Source organism: Candidatus Borrelia undatumii, assembly GCF_020882015.2.
In the GTDB taxonomy this organism is placed as follows: domain Bacteria; phylum Spirochaetota; class Spirochaetia; order Borreliales; family Borreliaceae; genus Borrelia.
The window spans coordinates 193,024-211,855 of sequence record NZ_CP086555.2; the positions used below are offsets into that span (position 1 = coordinate 193,024).

Annotated in this window: 14 protein-coding genes and 2 tRNA genes; 12 read left to right on the forward strand and 4 right to left on the reverse strand. The window is 32.3% G+C overall.

Annotated elements, in window-relative coordinates; genetic code table 11:
• Both LKV13_RS00960 and LKV13_RS00965 read right to left on the reverse strand, forming a co-directional pair.
• Complete coding sequence (locus LKV13_RS00960; protein WP_229088753.1) at positions 1-1,095, reverse strand: D-alanine--D-alanine ligase; 1,095 nt, start codon at positions 1,093-1,095, stop codon at positions 1-3.
• 4 nt (positions 1,096-1,099) lie between these two features.
• The gene (locus LKV13_RS00965; protein WP_229088754.1) at positions 1,100-2,623 is read right to left on the reverse strand and encodes a UDP-N-acetylmuramoyl-L-alanyl-D-glutamate--2,6-diaminopimelate ligase; all 1,524 of its coding nucleotides are present in this window, start codon (positions 2,621-2,623) and stop codon (positions 1,100-1,102) included.
• A gap of 154 nt (positions 2,624-2,777) precedes the next feature.
• On the opposite strand from LKV13_RS00965, the gene LKV13_RS00970 reads away from it, so the two are divergent.
• The 4 genes from LKV13_RS00970 to hflC all read left to right on the forward strand — a co-directional run bounded on the left by LKV13_RS00970 (position 2,778) and on the right by hflC (position 6,265).
• A tRNA-Cys gene (locus tag LKV13_RS00970) sits at positions 2,778-2,850 on the forward strand.
• 56 nt (positions 2,851-2,906) lie between these two features.
• Positions 2,907-4,148 carry a hemolysin family protein gene (locus LKV13_RS00975; protein WP_229088756.1) on the forward strand — a complete coding sequence of 414 codons (1,242 nt, stop codon included), beginning with the start codon at positions 2,907-2,909 and terminating at the stop codon, positions 4,146-4,148.
• A gap of 215 nt (positions 4,149-4,363) precedes the next feature.
• A complete protein-coding gene (hflK, locus tag LKV13_RS00980) occupies positions 4,364-5,293 on the forward strand; it encodes an FtsH protease activity modulator HflK (RefSeq protein ID WP_229088757.1) in 930 nt (309 codons plus the stop codon).
• Complete coding sequence (gene hflC / locus LKV13_RS00985; protein WP_255643236.1) at positions 5,294-6,265, forward strand: protease modulator HflC; 972 nt, start codon at positions 5,294-5,296, stop codon at positions 6,263-6,265.
• 405 nt (positions 6,266-6,670) lie between these two features.
• Here hflC and LKV13_RS00990 read toward each other — a convergent pair whose 3' ends face one another.
• Positions 6,671-7,510: an HAD family hydrolase gene (locus tag LKV13_RS00990; protein WP_229088759.1), complete on the reverse strand. Its 840-nt coding sequence runs from the start codon at positions 7,508-7,510 to the stop codon at positions 6,671-6,673.
• A 137-nt stretch (positions 7,511-7,647) separates the two neighbouring features.
• Between LKV13_RS00990 and LKV13_RS00995 the strand changes: the two genes are divergently transcribed.
• Together LKV13_RS00995 and LKV13_RS01000 are read left to right on the forward strand one after the other, a co-directional pair.
• Positions 7,648-7,720: transfer RNA gene (locus tag LKV13_RS00995), tRNA-Phe, on the forward strand.
• A gap of 154 nt (positions 7,721-7,874) precedes the next feature.
• Complete coding sequence (locus LKV13_RS01000) at positions 7,875-9,410, forward strand: hypothetical protein (RefSeq protein WP_229089662.1); 1,536 nt, start codon at positions 7,875-7,877, stop codon at positions 9,408-9,410.
• 17 nt (positions 9,411-9,427) lie between these two features.
• On the opposite strand, the gene rsmD is transcribed toward LKV13_RS01000, so the two are convergent.
• Entirely contained in the window at positions 9,428-9,970 is a 543-nt protein-coding gene (gene rsmD, locus LKV13_RS01005; RefSeq protein WP_229088761.1) for a 16S rRNA (guanine(966)-N(2))-methyltransferase RsmD, read from the reverse strand.
• 86 nt (positions 9,971-10,056) lie between these two features.
• On the opposite strand from rsmD, the gene LKV13_RS01010 reads away from it, so the two are divergent.
• The 6 genes from LKV13_RS01010 to LKV13_RS01035 are packed head-to-tail and all read left to right on the forward strand — an operon-like array spanning position 10,057 to position 18,797.
• Positions 10,057-10,890, forward strand: a complete 834-nt coding sequence (locus LKV13_RS01010; protein WP_229088762.1) for a sugar phosphate nucleotidyltransferase — start codon at positions 10,057-10,059, stop codon at positions 10,888-10,890.
• A complete protein-coding gene (locus tag LKV13_RS01015) occupies positions 10,887-12,599 on the forward strand; it encodes a BB_0208 family protein (RefSeq protein ID WP_229088764.1) in 1,713 nt (570 codons plus the stop codon). The genes LKV13_RS01010 and LKV13_RS01015 overlap by 4 nt, the downstream gene beginning before the upstream one ends.
• Positions 12,600-12,648: 49 nt before the next feature.
• Positions 12,649-13,524: a tetratricopeptide repeat protein gene (locus LKV13_RS01020; protein WP_229089663.1), complete on the forward strand. Its 876-nt coding sequence runs from the start codon at positions 12,649-12,651 to the stop codon at positions 13,522-13,524.
• Positions 13,517-15,886, forward strand: coding sequence for a tetratricopeptide repeat protein (locus tag LKV13_RS01025; RefSeq protein WP_229088766.1), 2,370 nt, complete (start codon positions 13,517-13,519; stop codon positions 15,884-15,886). Before LKV13_RS01020 ends, LKV13_RS01025 begins: the two co-directional genes overlap by 8 nt.
• Positions 15,883-17,727, forward strand: a complete 1,845-nt coding sequence (gene mutL, locus LKV13_RS01030; protein ID WP_229088767.1) for a DNA mismatch repair endonuclease MutL — start codon at positions 15,883-15,885, stop codon at positions 17,725-17,727. Before LKV13_RS01025 ends, mutL begins: the two co-directional genes overlap by 4 nt.
• A 20-nt stretch (positions 17,728-17,747) precedes the next feature.
• On the forward strand, positions 17,748-18,797 hold the full coding sequence (locus LKV13_RS01035) for a hypothetical protein (protein WP_229088769.1): 1,050 nt from the start codon (positions 17,748-17,750) through the stop codon (positions 18,795-18,797).
• Positions 18,798-18,832: the final 35 nt, after the last annotated feature.

Genomic DNA, 18,832 nt, shown 5'->3' on the forward strand with positions numbered 1-18,832 from the left:
TTAATTCTCCAGCTTTTCAAAATCAATCCGTTTCTTTTTCTTTTCATAACTATTGAAAGCAAAGTCCACCAATTTATCGACCAAACATTCATAACCCACTCCATCATGTTCGCACATTTTAGAAAACATAGAAATATCCGTAAATCCTGGTATTGTATTTACCTCATTGACATAAACCAAACCAGTCTCTTTTTCAACAAAAAAATCAATCCTTGCCATCCCCCTGAGTTCTAAACATTTATAAACCAAAAATGCATACTCTTTAATGTCTAGCAAATGCTTTGTGTCAAGATGCGCTGGGATATTAAACACAATAGAGTTCCCAGGAATGGTAGCATACTTAGCATCATAGTCATAAAATACAAAATCCTGCACAACAACCTCTCCAGGAGTAAATATCTTAATTTGATCATTCCCGATAACAGAACATTCAATCTCCCTAACTCTCATAAACTTCTCTATGATAATGGTTAAATCATATTTAAAAGCTCCCTCTATACACTTTTCAATCTGATCATCTTCATATGCAACATTAATTCCAATTGAAGAACCCAGTATAGCTGGCTTAATGATCACAGGATATTTCAAATTTTGCCTTATATTATTTTTAACTTCTTCTTTATCTAGAAGATAATCATATTTTCTGAGTCCAATAAAGGGTACTAGCGGAATATTAAAACTTTTAAGAAAAAGTTTACAGAAATATTTATTACTGGAAATAGCACTTCCTAAAATACCAGGCCCAACACAAGGAATATCCATTATTTTTAAAAGCCCCTGGATAGAGCCATCCTCACCTGTCCTCCCATGGACAGCAGGAAATACAACATCAATTTCAAGGTTACTACCCCCCACAAATACCCCACTACCAGGGACTAGACTAATAACAGAAGAACTATCCTTCTTAATTAATTCAGGAGTAGCAGGAACCGAATCCAATAGATACCAAATTCCAGTATTCTTGTCAATAAAAACCGAAGATACATTGTATTTACCTGATTTCATAAGAGCATTATAAATCCCATAAGCAGATCTACAAGAAACTTCATGTTCAAAAGAAACCCCCCCAAATATTAACATAAGATTTTTCCTCATAAAATTAACCTCTATTTATTAAATCTAAAATAATATCTTTAATGACTCCCTTTTCATCCCAAAAGATACTTCTATCCTCATATATTATCGAATCTTCATGCCCCTTCCCAAGAGTAACAACCAAATCATCAGCACACGCAAGGCTTATTGCCTTCTTAAGTGCATCTCTCCTATTAGGAATGAAAAATAAATTTTCACCCTGTGTCTTATTTAGAATTCCTTCTGAAATATCTTTAATGATCTGCATGCTGTCTTCACCTCTTGGATCTTCATCACAAAGCACTATTATATCCGCATGCCTATCTGCAATCTCTCCCTGCAACTTTCTCTTTGAAACATCTCTCTCTCCAGCAGAACCAAAAACAGCAATTAATCTATTTTTTGCAAGTCTTTTAAATATAGGGAAAAGTTTAGCAAAAGCACCCGGAGTATGTGCATAATCAATAATTAAAGAAAAATTCTGTCCAAAATCAACACTATCCATTCGACCGCAAAGACCCCTAATATTTACAAGACTAGCAATAAGTTCTGATATACTAACACTTGCAACCTGACTTACAACAATTAGAGCAGCAATAACATTCTCAACGTTGAAACTACCCGTCAAATCAACCCTGGCATCATATTTAATATTTTTATTAAAAAATTCAAACTCTGTAAAACCCATTTGCTCAATAATTTTACTTACAAAAAAATCAGCATTTTCATTCTCTAAACTATATGTATAAGATCTGTTAATAGAATTTAAAAATAGAGAAGAATTCTTATCATCAATATTGACAACACCAAACCCATTACTAACAGCAACAGAAGAAAAAAGATTAAGTTTAGCACTCAAATAATTCTCCATCGTGCCATGAAATTCAAGATGCTCGTGACTAACATTAGTTAAAACAGCAACAGAATATTCAACGTCAATAAGCCTTGCCGTTCTGATATCAAGTCCATGCGATGTTGATTCGATAATAGCATACTGAACATTATTCTCCACCATCTTACTAAGAAAAAAATGAATCTCTGTTGATTCTGGAGTCGACTGCCTATAAGGATTTTTAACCAAACTTCCACTTCCATCATCAAAAAATACTGTTGAAATAAATCCAACCCTAGCCCCAATAGACCTTAAAAGAGTATATATATAAAAACAAACAGAACTCTTGCCATCTGTTCCTGTCACTCCAATAATCTTAAGCTTCTTTGAAGGTTCATCATAAAAAACACTGGAAAAATTTGACATAAATCTCTTTATGTTACAAGAATCAACTTTGATATATGTTACATTTGAAGCACAAAAGTCAACATTACTAGCATGCACAATAACATTACTACCCCTTTGAATTGCTGCCTCAATAAATTTCTGACCATCAAAATGAACTCCCGGAAGAGCAAAAAATACAAATTTGGGCAATACACATCTTGAATCATACGAAAGACCCAATATCTCCACATCGCAAGGCCCTCTAATTTCTTTGATTAAATTTCCATCCAATCTAGATAAAACAACATTAAGTCTTTTTTCTCTATTCACACTACTGAATTGTACAAAAATAAAAATTATTTTGGTACAATTTCCAAAAAGGAAGCCTTGAAAATTTGGGGTTCAATGTGCCTGTTGTTGCATCAAAAGCTGAGAGTGCTGTTTACAATTCAACCGTTTTTTAATAGACTAACTAATGTTAAACGGCGCTGTACCCAAGTGGCTAAGGGAGAAGTCTGCAAAACTTTGATTCGCCGGTTCGATTCCGGTCAGCGCCTTTTAAGAGCCTATACAAGCCAATACAGTGTTTCACGAGGGTAAACTAGTAATAGCTATGTTGGAGCTGTCATTAATAATAGTATTTATAATGCTCTCAGCAATTTTCTCAGCATCAGAGACGGCATATACTTCGTTAAGCTTGATACAACTCCAGGACATAAAGAAACAAGGGAAATTAGGAACAATTGTGTATCAACTAGCTCAAAATCCATCAAAACTTGTCACAACGATTCTGATTGGAAACAATATTTCCAATATAACAACTAGCGTTCTTGCTACAAAATTCGTTCTTAATAAGTATGGAAACAGCGCTCTTGCTTTTTCAACGGGGATTGTAACGATAATAGTTCTTATATTCTCTGAAATATTTCCTAAACAAATTGCAATATTGAATAATGAAGGCATCGCCTTGTCAACCTCGATCTTACTTAAAACATTAACATTCGTATTTACACCCATAATATACGTAATTAACGGAATGACCAAAGCTCTATTAATCTTATGTAAAATAAAAACAAGTCAAAAAATGAATAAAGACAGTATAAGGAATATGTTATCTTTGGCTGAAAATTTAGGGATCCTAGAAAATGACGCAAGGATTTTCATGCAAAAGATGTTGAATATAGGAGAGGTTAGAACATCTGAGGTTATGACCCACCGCACAGAAGTATTCTCACTTTCAAGCACATCAAAATTAAAAGACCAAATTAAAATGATTAAAAAAGAAGGATACTCCAGAATCCCTATATATAGGGGTCAAAATAGAGAACAAATAATAGGAATTTTAATAACTAAAGACTTAATTGAAATAAGCAAAAAAGAACTTGAGAAAAGCATCATAAAGTTTGCAAAACCTGCTGTCTTTGTACAACAAAACAAAAGAATAAAGGACACGCTAGCTATTATGAGGCAAAAACAAAAAATAATGGCAATTGTTATTGACGAGTATGGGGGATTTTCGGGAATACTTACGATAGAGGATATAGTGGAGAAAATATTTGGAGCAATATTTGATGAATATGATTTAGAAGAGGAAAAACAGTTTATCATTAAAAAAGATGAAAGTACTTATTTAATACTTGGTGAGACCACCTTTGATGAGATTGAGGAAACTATTGGAATAAAGATTGAACACAAAGATTACATAAACACAGTTGGTGGTTACATAATGGATTTACTCGATAAAATCCCTAAAGAAGGAGAACAGGTTAATACAGAACATGGGGAATACTTAATAGAGGAAGTGCAGAGTCATAAGATTAAAAAAATAACCTTTAAAAAATTTGAAAAGGAGTGAGGGTGTACAAAAATCTTTGGAAGATGATTTTTAATTTTTCAAGGCTTGAATTAAACACAAAATATAGTTTTATCGGAACGCCCACATATTTGCTAATAAAACAAAGTTTCAATAAAAATAATGAACTTTTCACTATTGAAGTTCGTTTTTAATTTAACATCGAGAAATCAGGAAGAGAAATACAGAATTTTTCTTGATAAATAAAGGGGGTAAGAATGCTGAACATTCCAAAATTTTTCAATAAAACATACGAATATACGATAATGCTGATTATACTAGCAATAATCGCAATAATAATCATCTCAAATGTTTTCGTAGTTGGACCATCAGAGGAAGCAATTGTTCTTCGACTTGGTAGACTAAATAGAACATTGGAATCGGGGATACATATAAAAATCCCACTGATTGAAGAAAAATTCATTGTACCAGTAAAGATAGTACAAGAGGTTAAATTCGGGTTTAATACAGATAATAACAGAGGGGTTAACGTTGGTGAAGATGAGGGAATAATTATTACTGGAGATTTAAACGTAATAAATGTCGAATGGCTAGTACAATACAAAATAAGCGACCCATATTCTTTCATGTTTAAAGTACAGGATCCAGAAGAAACCATCAAAGATATTGCAAAATCATCAATGAACCGGTTAATTGGAGACAACACTATTTTTGAGATAATTAATGACAATAGAGTTGGTGTTACAGAAGGTGTAAAATCTTCCATGAATGAAATCATTAAAACATATAATTTAGGGATAGACATTGTACAGGTACAAATCAGAAATGCTATGCCACCAAGGGGCAAAGTTTATGAGGCGTTTGAAGACGTCAACATCGCAATACAGGATAAGAACAAGTTCATTAATGAGGGAAAGAAAGAATTTAATCAAATCGTTCCCAAAATTAGAGGAGAAGCACTCAAGATATTGGAAGAAGCTGAAGGATACAAAGAAAGCAGAATAAATAATGCCCTAGCCGATACTAAAATTTTTAACGCAATTTTAGATGCGTACATTAAAGATCCAGAAATTACAAGAGAGAGACTATACAATGAAACAATGAAGGAGATACTTGAAAATAAAGATAACATTGAAATAATAGACAAGAATTTAAAAAACTTCCTTCCACTCAAGGAGATAAAGTAAATGAAGTATGTAGCAAGATTTTTATTTTCTATTACCAAAACTGCTGTCTTTGCACTGCTATTCAGCTTAATCTCAATCTCCATAATGCAGCCGATTTATATTTTAAAAGAAAACGAGATTTCGATCACTACAAGGCTTGGAAAAATTGAGAGAACCGAGAACACAGCGGGGCTTAAATATAAAATTCCATTTATTGAACATGTGCAAATATTTCCCAAAATCATACTCAGATGGGATGGAGAGCCCCAAAGAATCCCAACGGGTGGAGAAGAAAAGCAACTAATATGGATAGATACAACTGCTAGATGGAAAATTGCAGACATTAATAAATTCTACACATCAATTAAAACAATGGATAGGGCTTACATAAGAATAGATGCTGCTATTGAACCCGCTGTTAGAGGGGTTATTGCTAAATATCCTTTACTTGAAATGATTAGAAGTTCAAACGACCCAATTCAAAGATTGTCTCACGGAATTTTAACAGCTCAAGAGGGCAAAAACGACACAACTTATCAAATAACAAAGGGTCGAAAATCTATCGAAGATGAAATAATTAACGTTGCAAATAAAAATACACAAGATATTGGAATTGAAATTGTTGATGTTCTTATTAGAAAAATCAGCTATGACCCGAGCCTGATTGATTCAGTTCATAATAGAATGATCTCAGAAAGACAACAAATTGCAGAGGAACAAAGAAGCACAGGAATGGCTGAGAAAACGGAAATTCTTGGTAGTATTGAAAAAGAAAAACTAAAATTATTAAGTGAAGCAAAAGCCTCGGCAGCTAAAATTAAAGCTGAGGGAGATAGTGAAGCTGCACGTATCTATGCAAGCGCATACGGGAAGAGTGTTGAATTTTATAGATTTTGGCAAGCACTAGAAAGCTATAAGACGGTGCTTAAAGATAAACGGAAAATATTCTCAACGGATATGGATTTCTTCCGGTATTTACATAACAAAAAATAAAGTATGAATTTAAAAAGTTTTATTTAAAAATGATGCTGAGAATTGATTTTGACAGCTCTTTAGGTCTTGTATAATCGAGAACACCTTTTAAATATTGTTATTAAAATATTAAGAGGAGGTGGTAATTGGTTTCGTAAAAAAGCAACTCAAAAAGCATAAATTAAGAATCAAGCAGTTATTCCGAACACAATGCCGAACTAAAGTTAAAGACCTCTACCTACAAGGCAATGAAATTAAAAAAACAGTAAGAATCTAATTTAGCAAAAGAGCCGATAAGGTCGATGCCAACACCGCGCCACTATGGGAAGAACAAAACAAACACCGCAACACACCTAAACTCCGTAAGCCACAACACACAAAACCAAACAAAACCCATCTACTCTGAATAATGATTCAGAGCCTAAATTATCTAAAATTGCTCAATATGTATTTTACTACAGAGTCATTATAATGATAATCTATTACCTCACAAGCTTTATCTTTGAGTGCATCAATACCATTCTGGGGAGTGACCTTATGAATTTCGTTTTCGTTAAAGACAGATATATCATTATCAGAGTCTCCAAAATAAACAATATCCTTGTAAGAAATAGATAAATAATCAGCTAAAAACTTAATACCATTTATTTTCTCAGCACGAATGCTTTGTATTTCAATAACACCAATTTTGTCGTTAAATTCTATTCTTCCGTATCTCGAAACCTTAAGTTCAGAATAATCTCTCATATTCAAAAAAACATTTTTAATTTTTTCCTGAGTATCGATGATAGTAACAGACAGAATATCATAAAGAGAAATATCACTCAGTTTATCTATTTTGATAATATTCGAACAACAAAAAGTTTGCTTAAAAGTAAGATACCAATACTCTAAAAAATTACCAATTCCATCATAAACATTAAACACTTCTCCTTTGTGTATTACTTTAAAAAACACAGAAAACCCATTACTCTTAAAGTAAGAATAAACATCATTAACACAATCCCAACCTATATTTTCTACATAAAGGGGTTCATCCTGATCCATAGATGCAACATAAGCACCGTCATGGCTAATCAGAGGAATCTTAAAATCAAATCCCCTCAGAGGAGACCTCATAAGATAAAAATCCCTACCCGTTGCAACCGTAAAGTTAAAGTCATCCCTTTTTAGAAGCTCCCTTAAACTATTTCTAGAAAAATCCGACAAAGCACCCCTTCTATCAAGCAACGTCCCATCTAAATCTGTAATAAAAATCTTACTCAAACAAATACCCTTAAGCAAAGCACACGAAAATAATTATACAACTTTAAGTACAAAAAATAACAATTAACCCGCTTTACTAGTGATCATTGACAAAAAAAAATGTTTGTGAAAAAATTATAGTGCTTGTAGAAAGAATGGCCGCTGTAGCTCAGTTGGTAGAGCATAGGACTGAAAATCCTTGTGTCAGGAGTTCGATTCTCCTCGGCGGCAATGTCTTGTTGATTGCATTGTCGTTAGGGGTGATTGTACTTGGAGTTTTGGCTTCTGCCCTATCGTAAGGTCGTCTGTTTTGTGGCGGTAGAGCTTGGAATCACTTCTCAGGGGTTTGTTTCTGTCGGAGTTGTTGAACTTAAGAGGGCTGGTGATGATTCTCAAAGAAGTAAAAAGAATAGAAGATTTAACGGAAGACGATATTATTTTCTCAAATATCGGGAATTTGTCTAAACTAAGCGCACGGGTGAACGATAGGATCATTAAAGCTTTAAGAGAGGGAAATGTTTCACATATACCCGTAATTAATAACTATACCAACATTCCACATGAAAAATTAGTAGATATGGTCAACGAAGAGCTTTTAAGTAACGAGGTAAACTTTTTAAGAGAAGATTTGATACAGGCTTTAAAAGACATATACAAACCGTTTTCAGAGAAAGATAAAATGTTTATACTTGCGGGCAAAAAAAGGCTGATCAATCTCAACATTCTCATGGAAGAAGACCCTGATTCCATTTACTTTAAGGAAATTGTTGAAGGTAGCTTTAAGATCTTGCCAACGCATAAAGTAATGTCTATTCAAAAACTACTGCTGGAAATATATAACTACTTTGATCTTCAAAAGATTAGGAGTAAAGATAGCCTTTCTGATGCAAAAACAACAAAAAAACTATACCTGCACTCAATTAGAAGAGATTGGAATTTTTTCAATGAAAAGGTCAGAATATCGGGCGATTCTGTCTTACTACATGCAATTGACACTACAATTTATTTTTTAATAACAATTGCACGCCTAAATAAAGAGAGGGCGGCAAAAGACGCCCCACGTTCATCAGCAAAGTTTTTTATCGAAAAAGGGTACTACACACAGTTTACGGAATTTTTCTATGACAACAGCATAATAATACAGGCTGCACTTGGCGTACTTTTACACCCGATTGGCCTCATGCATGCTACCATACTACAAGAACTGAAAGACAAAATTAGCCTTAAGAACAAAGAAACGGAGGAAAAGTACAAGCTTAAGGTAGAGAATTTAGCAAAAAGCATTAATGTCTCTAAAAATCTATTTAGAATGAGAGAAGATATCTCTCCAATTACAAAGATGATAATAAATGGACAAAAAAATTATCTTAACAGTAAAAATCATGTGGATATGAAAATTAAAAAATTTACTCATGAACTTATTAGAATTTTTTGTATAATAGACACCTACGACGAAATGGTTAACCCTATTGCGGTAAGAGAACCTGTCAACCCCTTGGAAGCCGTTGAGTTTTTATTTCAGAATAGCGCAAAATACCATTGGGACGCAGGTGAATCGGATGGGCACTTAAAAAATAAAAAATTTGACCTGGAGATGCTGAGAATTTTTTTAAAGATACTTGCACCCTTCGACTATGGAGAAATTCTGAACGTATGGACAAAAGACTGCAATGAAGCCTTATTCAAAGTGGTTGTTTTTGATTACAATATGGGCTTATTGCCCATATTGTCTGTCATAGAGAAAAAGGATAAATTTTACAACGTTGGAGATGTGATGCTTGACCTTGAATCCAAAGAGATAATCATAAGGAGTGAAAAAGGAGAAGTAAAGAAAAGTTCATTAAAAAATATTAGTAAATTCGAATTAAAGCGCAATATAGAAGAACTTAAAAGTAGTGAGGTTAGCCTTTTGTATCATTAGAGATTAACATTGAAATTTTAGTGAGAATCAACCTTAAAAAAATCAAGCCTTGAATCACCATATTTCCTAGAGTCGTGTTTAAAGAGACTTAAGATACTGTTGCTTAAGCATTCCCTGGAGGAATAATGAATAATAATTTTCGCATTTTTATTTAAACTCTCATTTTTTGAAATTATCTCAAGCAAATCTTCCTTAAGAGGATAATCGAAGGGTGGATCAAGATAAATAAAATCATAGAAAAGATTTCTCCTTTTAACGAAAAATTCGGCCTCGTTGAAAAAAAACTTGTAAGGCTCCCCTATAAAGCCAAAATTCTTAACCAAAACATTTTTAGAGGCCTTATTGCGATCAACAAGATGCGCAAGACGAGCTCCCCTACTCAGAGCTTCAAGAGACATTATTCCAGTACCAGCAAATACATCAAGAAAACTTGAACCTGAAATCTGATTAAAAATAACAGAAAAAAGCGCCTCCCTAACAACAGCCATAACAGGACGCACCCCACCCGTCCTAGGAAAAGCAACCCTTTGCCCCTTATACTTACCCGCACTTACACGCACGAGCAGTAATTCTAAATTATTTTAGAAAAATATTAAATATTTAAAAATTAAATTTTGATATAATTTTCCCTTAAGAGGGATAAGATATGAAAGGTATAATCCTAGCCGCCGGATACGGAACGAGATTCTTACCCATAACAAAGACTGTTCCTAAGGAAATGTTACCGATTTTAAACAGACCAGCTATTGATTACATCATTGAGGAATTTATTAATTCTGGGATAAAAGAGGTGCTGATAATAACCTCAAGGAGAAAGGGGGTTTTAGATAGTTACCTCGATAGAGAAATTGAACTTGAACATGTATTTACGAAGGAACATAGACAAGACTTGCTAGAAGTCATTAAACCTAAGGACATTAAAATTAGCTTCATAAGGCAAAATGAAATGATGGGGACAGGACATGCTTTACTGCTCGCAAAACCCTGGATTGGAGTTGAAACCACAGTAGTTGCATATCCTGATGATCTGCATATTGGAAATCCTCCCCTAGCGGCACAACTTATCGAACTACATAAAAAAACTGGAAAAAATATATTATCTATTATCGAAAATCCCAGAAACATCAACAGATATGGGGTAATAGAATTGGATAAAGACAAAATTCACGCTAAAGACATCGTAGAAAAACCAGAAATCGGGAAAGAACCCAGCAGGAAAGCTTCTATTGGAAGGTTCTTATACACTTATGAGTTTTTTAAATACTTGGAGGAGGGGTTTAAAATTCATCAAAAGGGAGAATATCACCACATTTATGCTTTAAGGAAACTGATGTGCGAGGGCAAAGTATTATGGAAGGAAATGGAAGGCGAGCGACTTGATACGGGTGATGTTGAAGGCTATTTAGAGGCGATAATCAAAATTACTAAAAGAGATAATAAGCTGCTACAAATAATTAAAGATTTAATAGAGGTTAAATGAGTACGATAAAAAAACGCCGGGGATTTTATGAATCTCTGAGCATATTAAAAAAATATGTAGATGAGAATATAGAAGAAAAAATTTTAAAATATAGTATTTTTTCAAAGCTTTATATGCTAAATGAAGAGGAGGTTAAAAACCTTATAAGGGTAAGCAAAGAGTATGAACTTAAAAAAGATAAAATAAACCGTACTCTTGAGGAATACTATTACGAGGAAAGCAAGGATATAAAAGTTAAGGATTGGCTACTAGAAATCATTAAGGAAAAAAATTCATTACAAGTACAAAGAGAAACAAATCTTATCAGCAAAAGACTTGGAATAACATATAAAATAAAATCAACCCACTTCTTGAAGTTAACTGAGATACAGAATAATCCAGGGTACGCTGCTTGCAAAAAAGAATTATACAAACAACTAGTATTAAACTTCTCCAGCAACATAAAAACAGAAAATTTAGAACCAACAGTAGATATACTAGTAGCTGTAAAAAATAGAGACAAGGAAAAAATCAAATATATCTTAAAGCAAGCTCAAACATTGCAAAGAATCTTTAAATCTAGCTTAACAAAAAAGGAAGGCAGGGTAATAAAACTACAAAAATTGCTTATCTTAACATACTGGCCTGTGGGATGCTTATCTAGAACGCTTTTTAATAAAATTCTAACAAAAAGCTACCGATACACGGTAGATGAGATTTTGACCTTAAAGTACGATGAAATTCTTAAATATTTACGCGCGATGAAAAATTTAAGCCTTAATGAAATCTTTTATAAGGGATCAAGAAAAAATACTAATTTCAATTATTTTTTCAGTGATTTTGCAAAATACACTCCCAAAGATTTTCAAAATACGCTAAAAGCTTATTTATCTTCATTTGAAAAGGTTGCAACGAGAAGATACTTACAGTGGTTCTTTAAAGATAAAGTACCAAATGAATGGGAAGACTTCATTTTCGCAATTGAATATATTGCAAAACACAGATTGCTAAATTTAGATGAAAAAATAGAATATATCATTACAGCTAAGTTTAAGGCAGAGGGCTTTTTTGTATCTTTCGAAAAGACGAACTTCAATCCATATAAAAGCTCAAGCATATTTGAAAACAAAAATATAAGAAGAGCATTTTTGCAAAATGTGATTAACTATATAAAGAACAACATAAAGAAAATAGACACCTATGGATGGATATCCTTTTATATCTATGCAGATAAAGACGACAAAAACATTTTCTCAGAAGATATAAAAACGTTTTTTAAAAATAAAGAATTTGAAATTCAGAATCAAATACTCGTATACTTTCTGTCCTTTTATCCGAATTTCGATAAAAAACATCTTGAATTCATATTAGAAATGGTACTCCACCTAGATGAGAATAAAATCACCATACCTAAAGAAATAATAAGAATGCAGAGAACCAATACTCAGGAATTAGATTATTATAATTCATACATTTTAATTAAATCATTGATTTTAAGAACAAGAGTATTTAACATCTTGCATAGGAATATTCAACCAGAAACAATGTTAAAATCGGAAGGATTTAGAAGTGAAAAACTACTGCCTGCAATCTGCTATATTGCCCACTACTCCAATCCGAACGCTTTAAGAGAAGAGGTAGCGCCTTATTCCGTGCAAAGAGAAGAGATAATGAAATTCATTTCGTTTTTGGCTAAAGATCAGTCCAAATCTACCTCCGGTACAAGATGAAATATGGTAATATTTACCCTAGCATAATACAATGTTAATAACAAAAGATATGAAGACTCATTTTTTACCGTTCAGGAATTCGATATTCTTTGCTTTGTTTTTAGTTTCATTGTTAAATTCAAATTTCGTATACGCCCAAAGGTTAATTAGAATTGGACAAGAGGAGATAAAAAATAAAAACTACCCAAAAGCGATAGAAATTCTCAGTGATGCTATTCAGAAATATCCGAATGCGCAAAACGGATATTATTTTCTAGCAATAGCCTACAGAGAGAATAACCAATTAACAGAATCAGAAGGCGCCTTACTTGATGGAATTGCAGTTGGAGGGAGTATTGACTATAAGCTATATTTTGAACTTGGGAACATAATGTTTAAAAGGGGTGAGGGGTACTATGATTTAGCAATCAAATACTACTCCAACTCCGTCAAAAACATGCCCAATTACGACAGAGCACTGCTTAACAGGGCGAACTCTTATGTTGAACAAGGAAAAATAAATTTTAAGGAAAAAGATTACAAAAATGCATGGAATTCCTACACTATGGCGATTCACGATTATTCGCAATTTATTACCCTGAGATACGAAACTGAAAAGAAAGATGACATTCTCCACATGATTGGTCTTTTAAGAGATAAAAAGGCAGTTTTGGAAGAACTTGACAAAAGTCTAAAAAGCAGAGGGGATCATAATAGCAAAGATAGCAAAGATAGCAAAGATAGCAAAGATAGCAAAGATAGCAAAGATAGCAAAGATAGCAAAGATAGCAAAGATAGCAAAGATAGCAAAGATAGCAAAGATAGCAAAGATAGCAAAGATAGCAAAGCAATGTTTAAAGAAGAATTTGAGAGTGATTTAGAAACGGATTCTTTAATTGAGCTGGAAAAAATTAGTTTGCAGGAGGAGTTAAACATAGATGAATAATAGAAAAAGCTTACCTATACTATTGATTTTAATATTTCTACTTATTTCTTCATTTGCCTCACTTGGTTATTATGTGTATAAAGACCGACTAAACAAACGAAACCAAGAAATAATGCTAAATGAAGTAAAAAACAGTGTCATGGAGAGAAACTACAAAAAAGCTTATTCAATAACAAAAATATTAAAAGACAAATATCCAAAAAACTCGGATATAGCAATGCTTGAGAATACTCTGGCAGAGCTTGCCAATAACAGTCCTTTTGAATCAAAAAATTTACAAAGAGACACTGCCAATCAGATACTAGACAAAATACAGGGAAGGGAAACATTAACACCTATTAACAATGAAAACGCTGATATTGCTTTTAACAACAGATACATTAAAGATAACACAAGGGTGGAAAACTATGCCGATAGGAAAGAGGATACTGGTATTGAAGACGAAGATATTTTAAAGTTCAGGCAAAGTAAAGTACCTAAAAATTTAGGCAACAATAAAGGTAAAATTGAAAACAATCAGACAGTAACCATAGACAACAAAGAATCTAATGAAAAACAAAAAAATTTATTTAACTTAAGAAAGTTAAAAGATAACTTAAGTAAGGTGCTAAATGACAATAAAGATAATCAATTGGATAATCAAGAAGAAGCAATAATAAAACAACACAAGGATACACCACCTAAAGAGAAAACTATAAATAATCCTGAAATAGAGAGAACAAACCAAGTTGAAAACCATAAAGAAGATCTTAATTCTTTAAAGCCAGAGCCCCCAATAAAAATAGAACAACCCACCTCAGAAATTCTATCTGGACCACAAAATCAAACTGTTGGAAAAATAGAGAGACCCTATGGCTACTTTATAAAAAAAGAACTATATGAAATATTGGATAATATTAATACTGGAAATCCTTCTGTGGGCAAAAAAAGGCTTGATGAACTAATTAAAAGAGGATTAAGTGATACTTTTGGTAGGGTAAATGCCTTAATTGACAAATCAAAGTATCAGGAAGCCGCCCAGGTATTGCTTAAATTAATAAAGCAATATATTGAGTTTAAATCAGTTAGCCTACAAAAAGCTCCTTTAAATAAGGAGCTTTTTATAAAAGATGGACCTGAGCAAGAAATTTTTAATACGAAAGATATTTCATTAAACGAAAAAATCAAAAAAGAAGAAACACCTATAACCTATGCGGGGCGTCCTGATAAAGCCAATTCAACAGATTTAGACTCCCTTAAAGCACTAGCATTAGCAAACCAAAATAAGGGTAATTTAAAGGAAGCCGAAGAAATTTATGAAAAGATTGCAAGTATTACAAAAAAAGCTGAAGATTATTACAAGGTTGGAATAATCAAATTTAAACTAAAAAAACACAAAGAAGCAATTAAAGCTTTTACTGATACAACACTAATTGAACCAAAACACAAAAAAGCATACACAAATATAGGAACAATTCTGGTCATGCTAAATAAAAATAAAGACGCAATTAAAGCTTTTAAGAAGGCAATTGCAATAGACCAAAATTATGACACTGCTTTCTACAAAAAAGGAATAGCAGAAGAAAAAAATAACGATAAAACACACGCCTTCTTAAGTTTTAAAAAGGCTCATGATATTACTAAAAATCCTAATTACGCCATAAAAGCAGGTATTACTGCAAATCATATTGGAGACTTTCAAAACGGTGAAAAATACCTAAACATAGCAAGTTCTTTAATGAAAGAAAAAAATGATATCGTACTTTATAACCTGGCAATGGCAAAATTTGAAAATGACAGTCTTACTGAATCGCTAGCTGTCATAAATCAAGCTCTTACTGTAGCTCCAGAAAAATCCGAGTATCTATATTTGAAAGCGTCGATTTTTCTAACCAAGGGAGATTACAATAAGGCAATAGCACTCTACAACACTGTCATTTCAAAAAACCCCGAAAATATTACGGCCCACATAAATTTAGCAAAAGCATATGAAAAGTTAGGAAATGAAAACAAAGCAATTGACATACTTGAAAAAATTAGTAACAAAAATCATTCAGTAGCGTTAAATAATCTTGGGAAACTTTATAAAAAACAAAGAAACTACAAAAGAGCAATAGATATTTTTCAAAAATCAGAGGCTAGTTTAAATCTTGAAGCAAAATATAACCTAGCCGTTACATTTTTGGCGACCAAGGAAAACAAAAAAGCAATGGAAAAATTAAAAGAATATATCAAACTAGATTCAAATAACCCAAAAGCTCTCCATGCATTAGGAATAATAGAATATAATGAAAATGGAAATGACAAAAGGCTTAAAGAAGTCGTTACAAAATTTCCTAATTATCCAGAAAACAAAACGATAATAAAGATCATAGGGCAATGAATAGAATAAGATTTTTGGATAAAAACCTAGTACAAAAAATAGCAGCAGGGGAAGCTATAGATAGGCCTTCTTCTATTTTAAAAGAACTGCTTGACAACTCAATAGATTCTGGAGCAAATAAAATCGAAGTCTTTCTTGAAGAGGGCGGCATTAGAAGAATATTAATAGTAGATGATGGTAGCGGAATAAGCCCAGAGGACTTAAAGATATGTTACCTGCCCCACACCACTTCAAAAATTAATGAAGAACAGGATCTTGAAAAAATAAAAACACTAGGATTTAGAGGAGAAGCTCTCTCTAGTATTGCAATTTGTTCTAATCTCGTAATAACGAGTTCAACAACGGGAGAAGAAAGTTATCAAATTGAAGTTGAAAATGGGATTGAAAAATATTTTAAAAAACAATCTCCAATAAACGGAACCATAGTAGATGTCACAAATTTATTTCACAACTTTCCAGCAAGGAAAAGATTTTTAAAAAAAGATTCAGTTGAGACAAAAATGTGTTTGAAAGTTTTTGAAGAAAAAGCCGTTGCTCATCCTGAAATTGACTTTAGACTAAGTATAAATAATGAACTTAAAAAAGTTTATTTTAAAGAAAAATTAATAGACAGAGTCCAAAGCGTATATGGAGAAATGATAGAGCACAATAAATTTGGAAAAATAGAGGCAGAATACGAAAATGTCAAAATGAAAATTTTTTTTGCTCCTCCTAATTTTTCAAGGAAAGATAGAAGAAATATAAAAATATTCGTCAACAGAAGACCCGTTGAAGAAAAAAAATTATCTGAGGCAATAATTGATGGGCACAGCAGAGTACTAACATACAGAAATTTTCCAATATGCTACCTATTTTTAATAATAGACCCCAAATACGTCGATTTTAATATACATCCTCAAAAGAAAGAAGTAAGATTTTTTAATTTACCCTTCCTTCCTAAACAAATTTCAAATAATATCAATGAGTTCTTTGACAGAGAACAAAAGGAAATCTTACAAGATTATCACAATATAATCATTAAAAGACAATTGACAAGCGATGCTCATCTGTTAGAAAATGAGGACGATGAATCAGAAAGTTCAGACTTCCAAAACTACGAAATTACGAAAAATGAAGAATTAATTTTAGAAAAGCCTCAGAGGAACAAAATAACAAATATAATAGAGGACAAGGCCAAATTTGAAAGCCACAAACCAACTCAAAACAATAAGCCTTCCTTTAAAACCCACATCCAAAATATTTTCTTAAAAACCTCTACAATGCTGAATTCGATCAATAAACCGGCAGATAAAAAATGCAATTACAGGTATGTAGGACAGATATTTTCCGAATTTCTAACGGTAGAAAAACATAATGAAGTCTATTTTTTAGACCAACATGCACTTCATGAAACGATCATATACAATAATTTAAAAAACTCAAAAAAAACTATACAAAACCTTCTGGTACCAATTGAATTTCAAGTAGATTGTGAAGATGTAGACAAAATACTTGAAAGCGAGATAGAAGAATACAGGCGAATAGATATTATCATTATTAAAACAAAGAAACAAACTTATCAACTCAGCTCCATACCCAATATTTGTAACAAGCATGAAAATGTTATTATTCAATTCTTAAAGACAAGAAAAAGTAAAACTATTAACTCTCTGGAGGCTGAATTATATGCTGCTATTGCCTGTAGGCAGGCCATTAAAAAAAATGACACAATAAGTTCCGATTTTAGCAATTTTTTAGTAAATGAATTTTTCAATTTAAAACTAACACATTGTCCGCACGGAAGAAAAATTTACTATAAAATTTCTAAATTTGAACTTGAAAAAAATGTCGACAGAAAATAAAATGAACACAGACGTTGTTTATGCTAAAGAATCTTAAATCGCAAATCCAAAAGAGGAACCTAGAAAGAGACAAGAAATTGGCTGAGCTTGGTAAAACTCTTAAGAACAGTAATACAATAGAGATTAAGCAATTAGCCTCTTATACCTCTTTAAAGTTAATTGAGAAGGAATTAACTCAACTTAAAGCGAATTTAGACAAGGCAGAGGAAAATGAAAATAGATTAAGGGAATTATATAAAAATCTTACAAACTGTAAAGAAACTCAAAAAAATACTCTTAAGGCTTACAAAATTAAGCTTAAGAGGACTGTAGAAGCATTAATAAATAATTATCCAAAAAATTTAGAACCGATTCTAGAATACAAGATGAACTATACTAAATCAATCCTTGAAAAGGATGAGTATAAAATGACAGAAATAGCAAGCCCCAACGAAAAACCAAATTTCTTTAAAAAAATTATTGAAAACATCGCACTGGTGGCGAAAAATATCCTAGGTAGAATACATGTGAGGAAAATAGCAAAGGAATTTGAGAAAAAAATATTAAGAGAACATTTATCTTCAGAGAACTTAGAAAATTTGGTTAATGAATTTATAGAGAATGAGGAGTTAAGCAGAGAACTAATCGAAGAAATTAAATTAATGAATGAGGCTAGGACAAATGCGGCGACAATAAACGATACAATAAGGAAAACAAAAAATAAAAGCATAAAATGTAACATTAATAACAAAAATAAAATAGAAAGCAGGATTAATGTTGCTGAAACCAACAAAGAGAATATTTTAAAGAAAATAGCGGAAGAATTTATTAAGATGGCGAAGGTAGAAAAGGGCTTAAGTAAAGCCGGTGCGACTGGTCCATTGTTGAAACAAATAGAAAGCCTAGATCAACAAATACTGGAGCTGAATAAAGAATTGGAAAAAACAATTAAAATAGACGAAATAGCAACAATAAAGGCAAAAATGCAACAGCTCGTAGAAGACAAAAAATCAATTGAAAACAAACTAAATAAATTGAATTCAAAAGTAGAAACCATACAAAATGAAATTGATGAACTTGACAATAAATAAAAAATCAATATAATGGCTTAGCGTGTGGAGAGGCA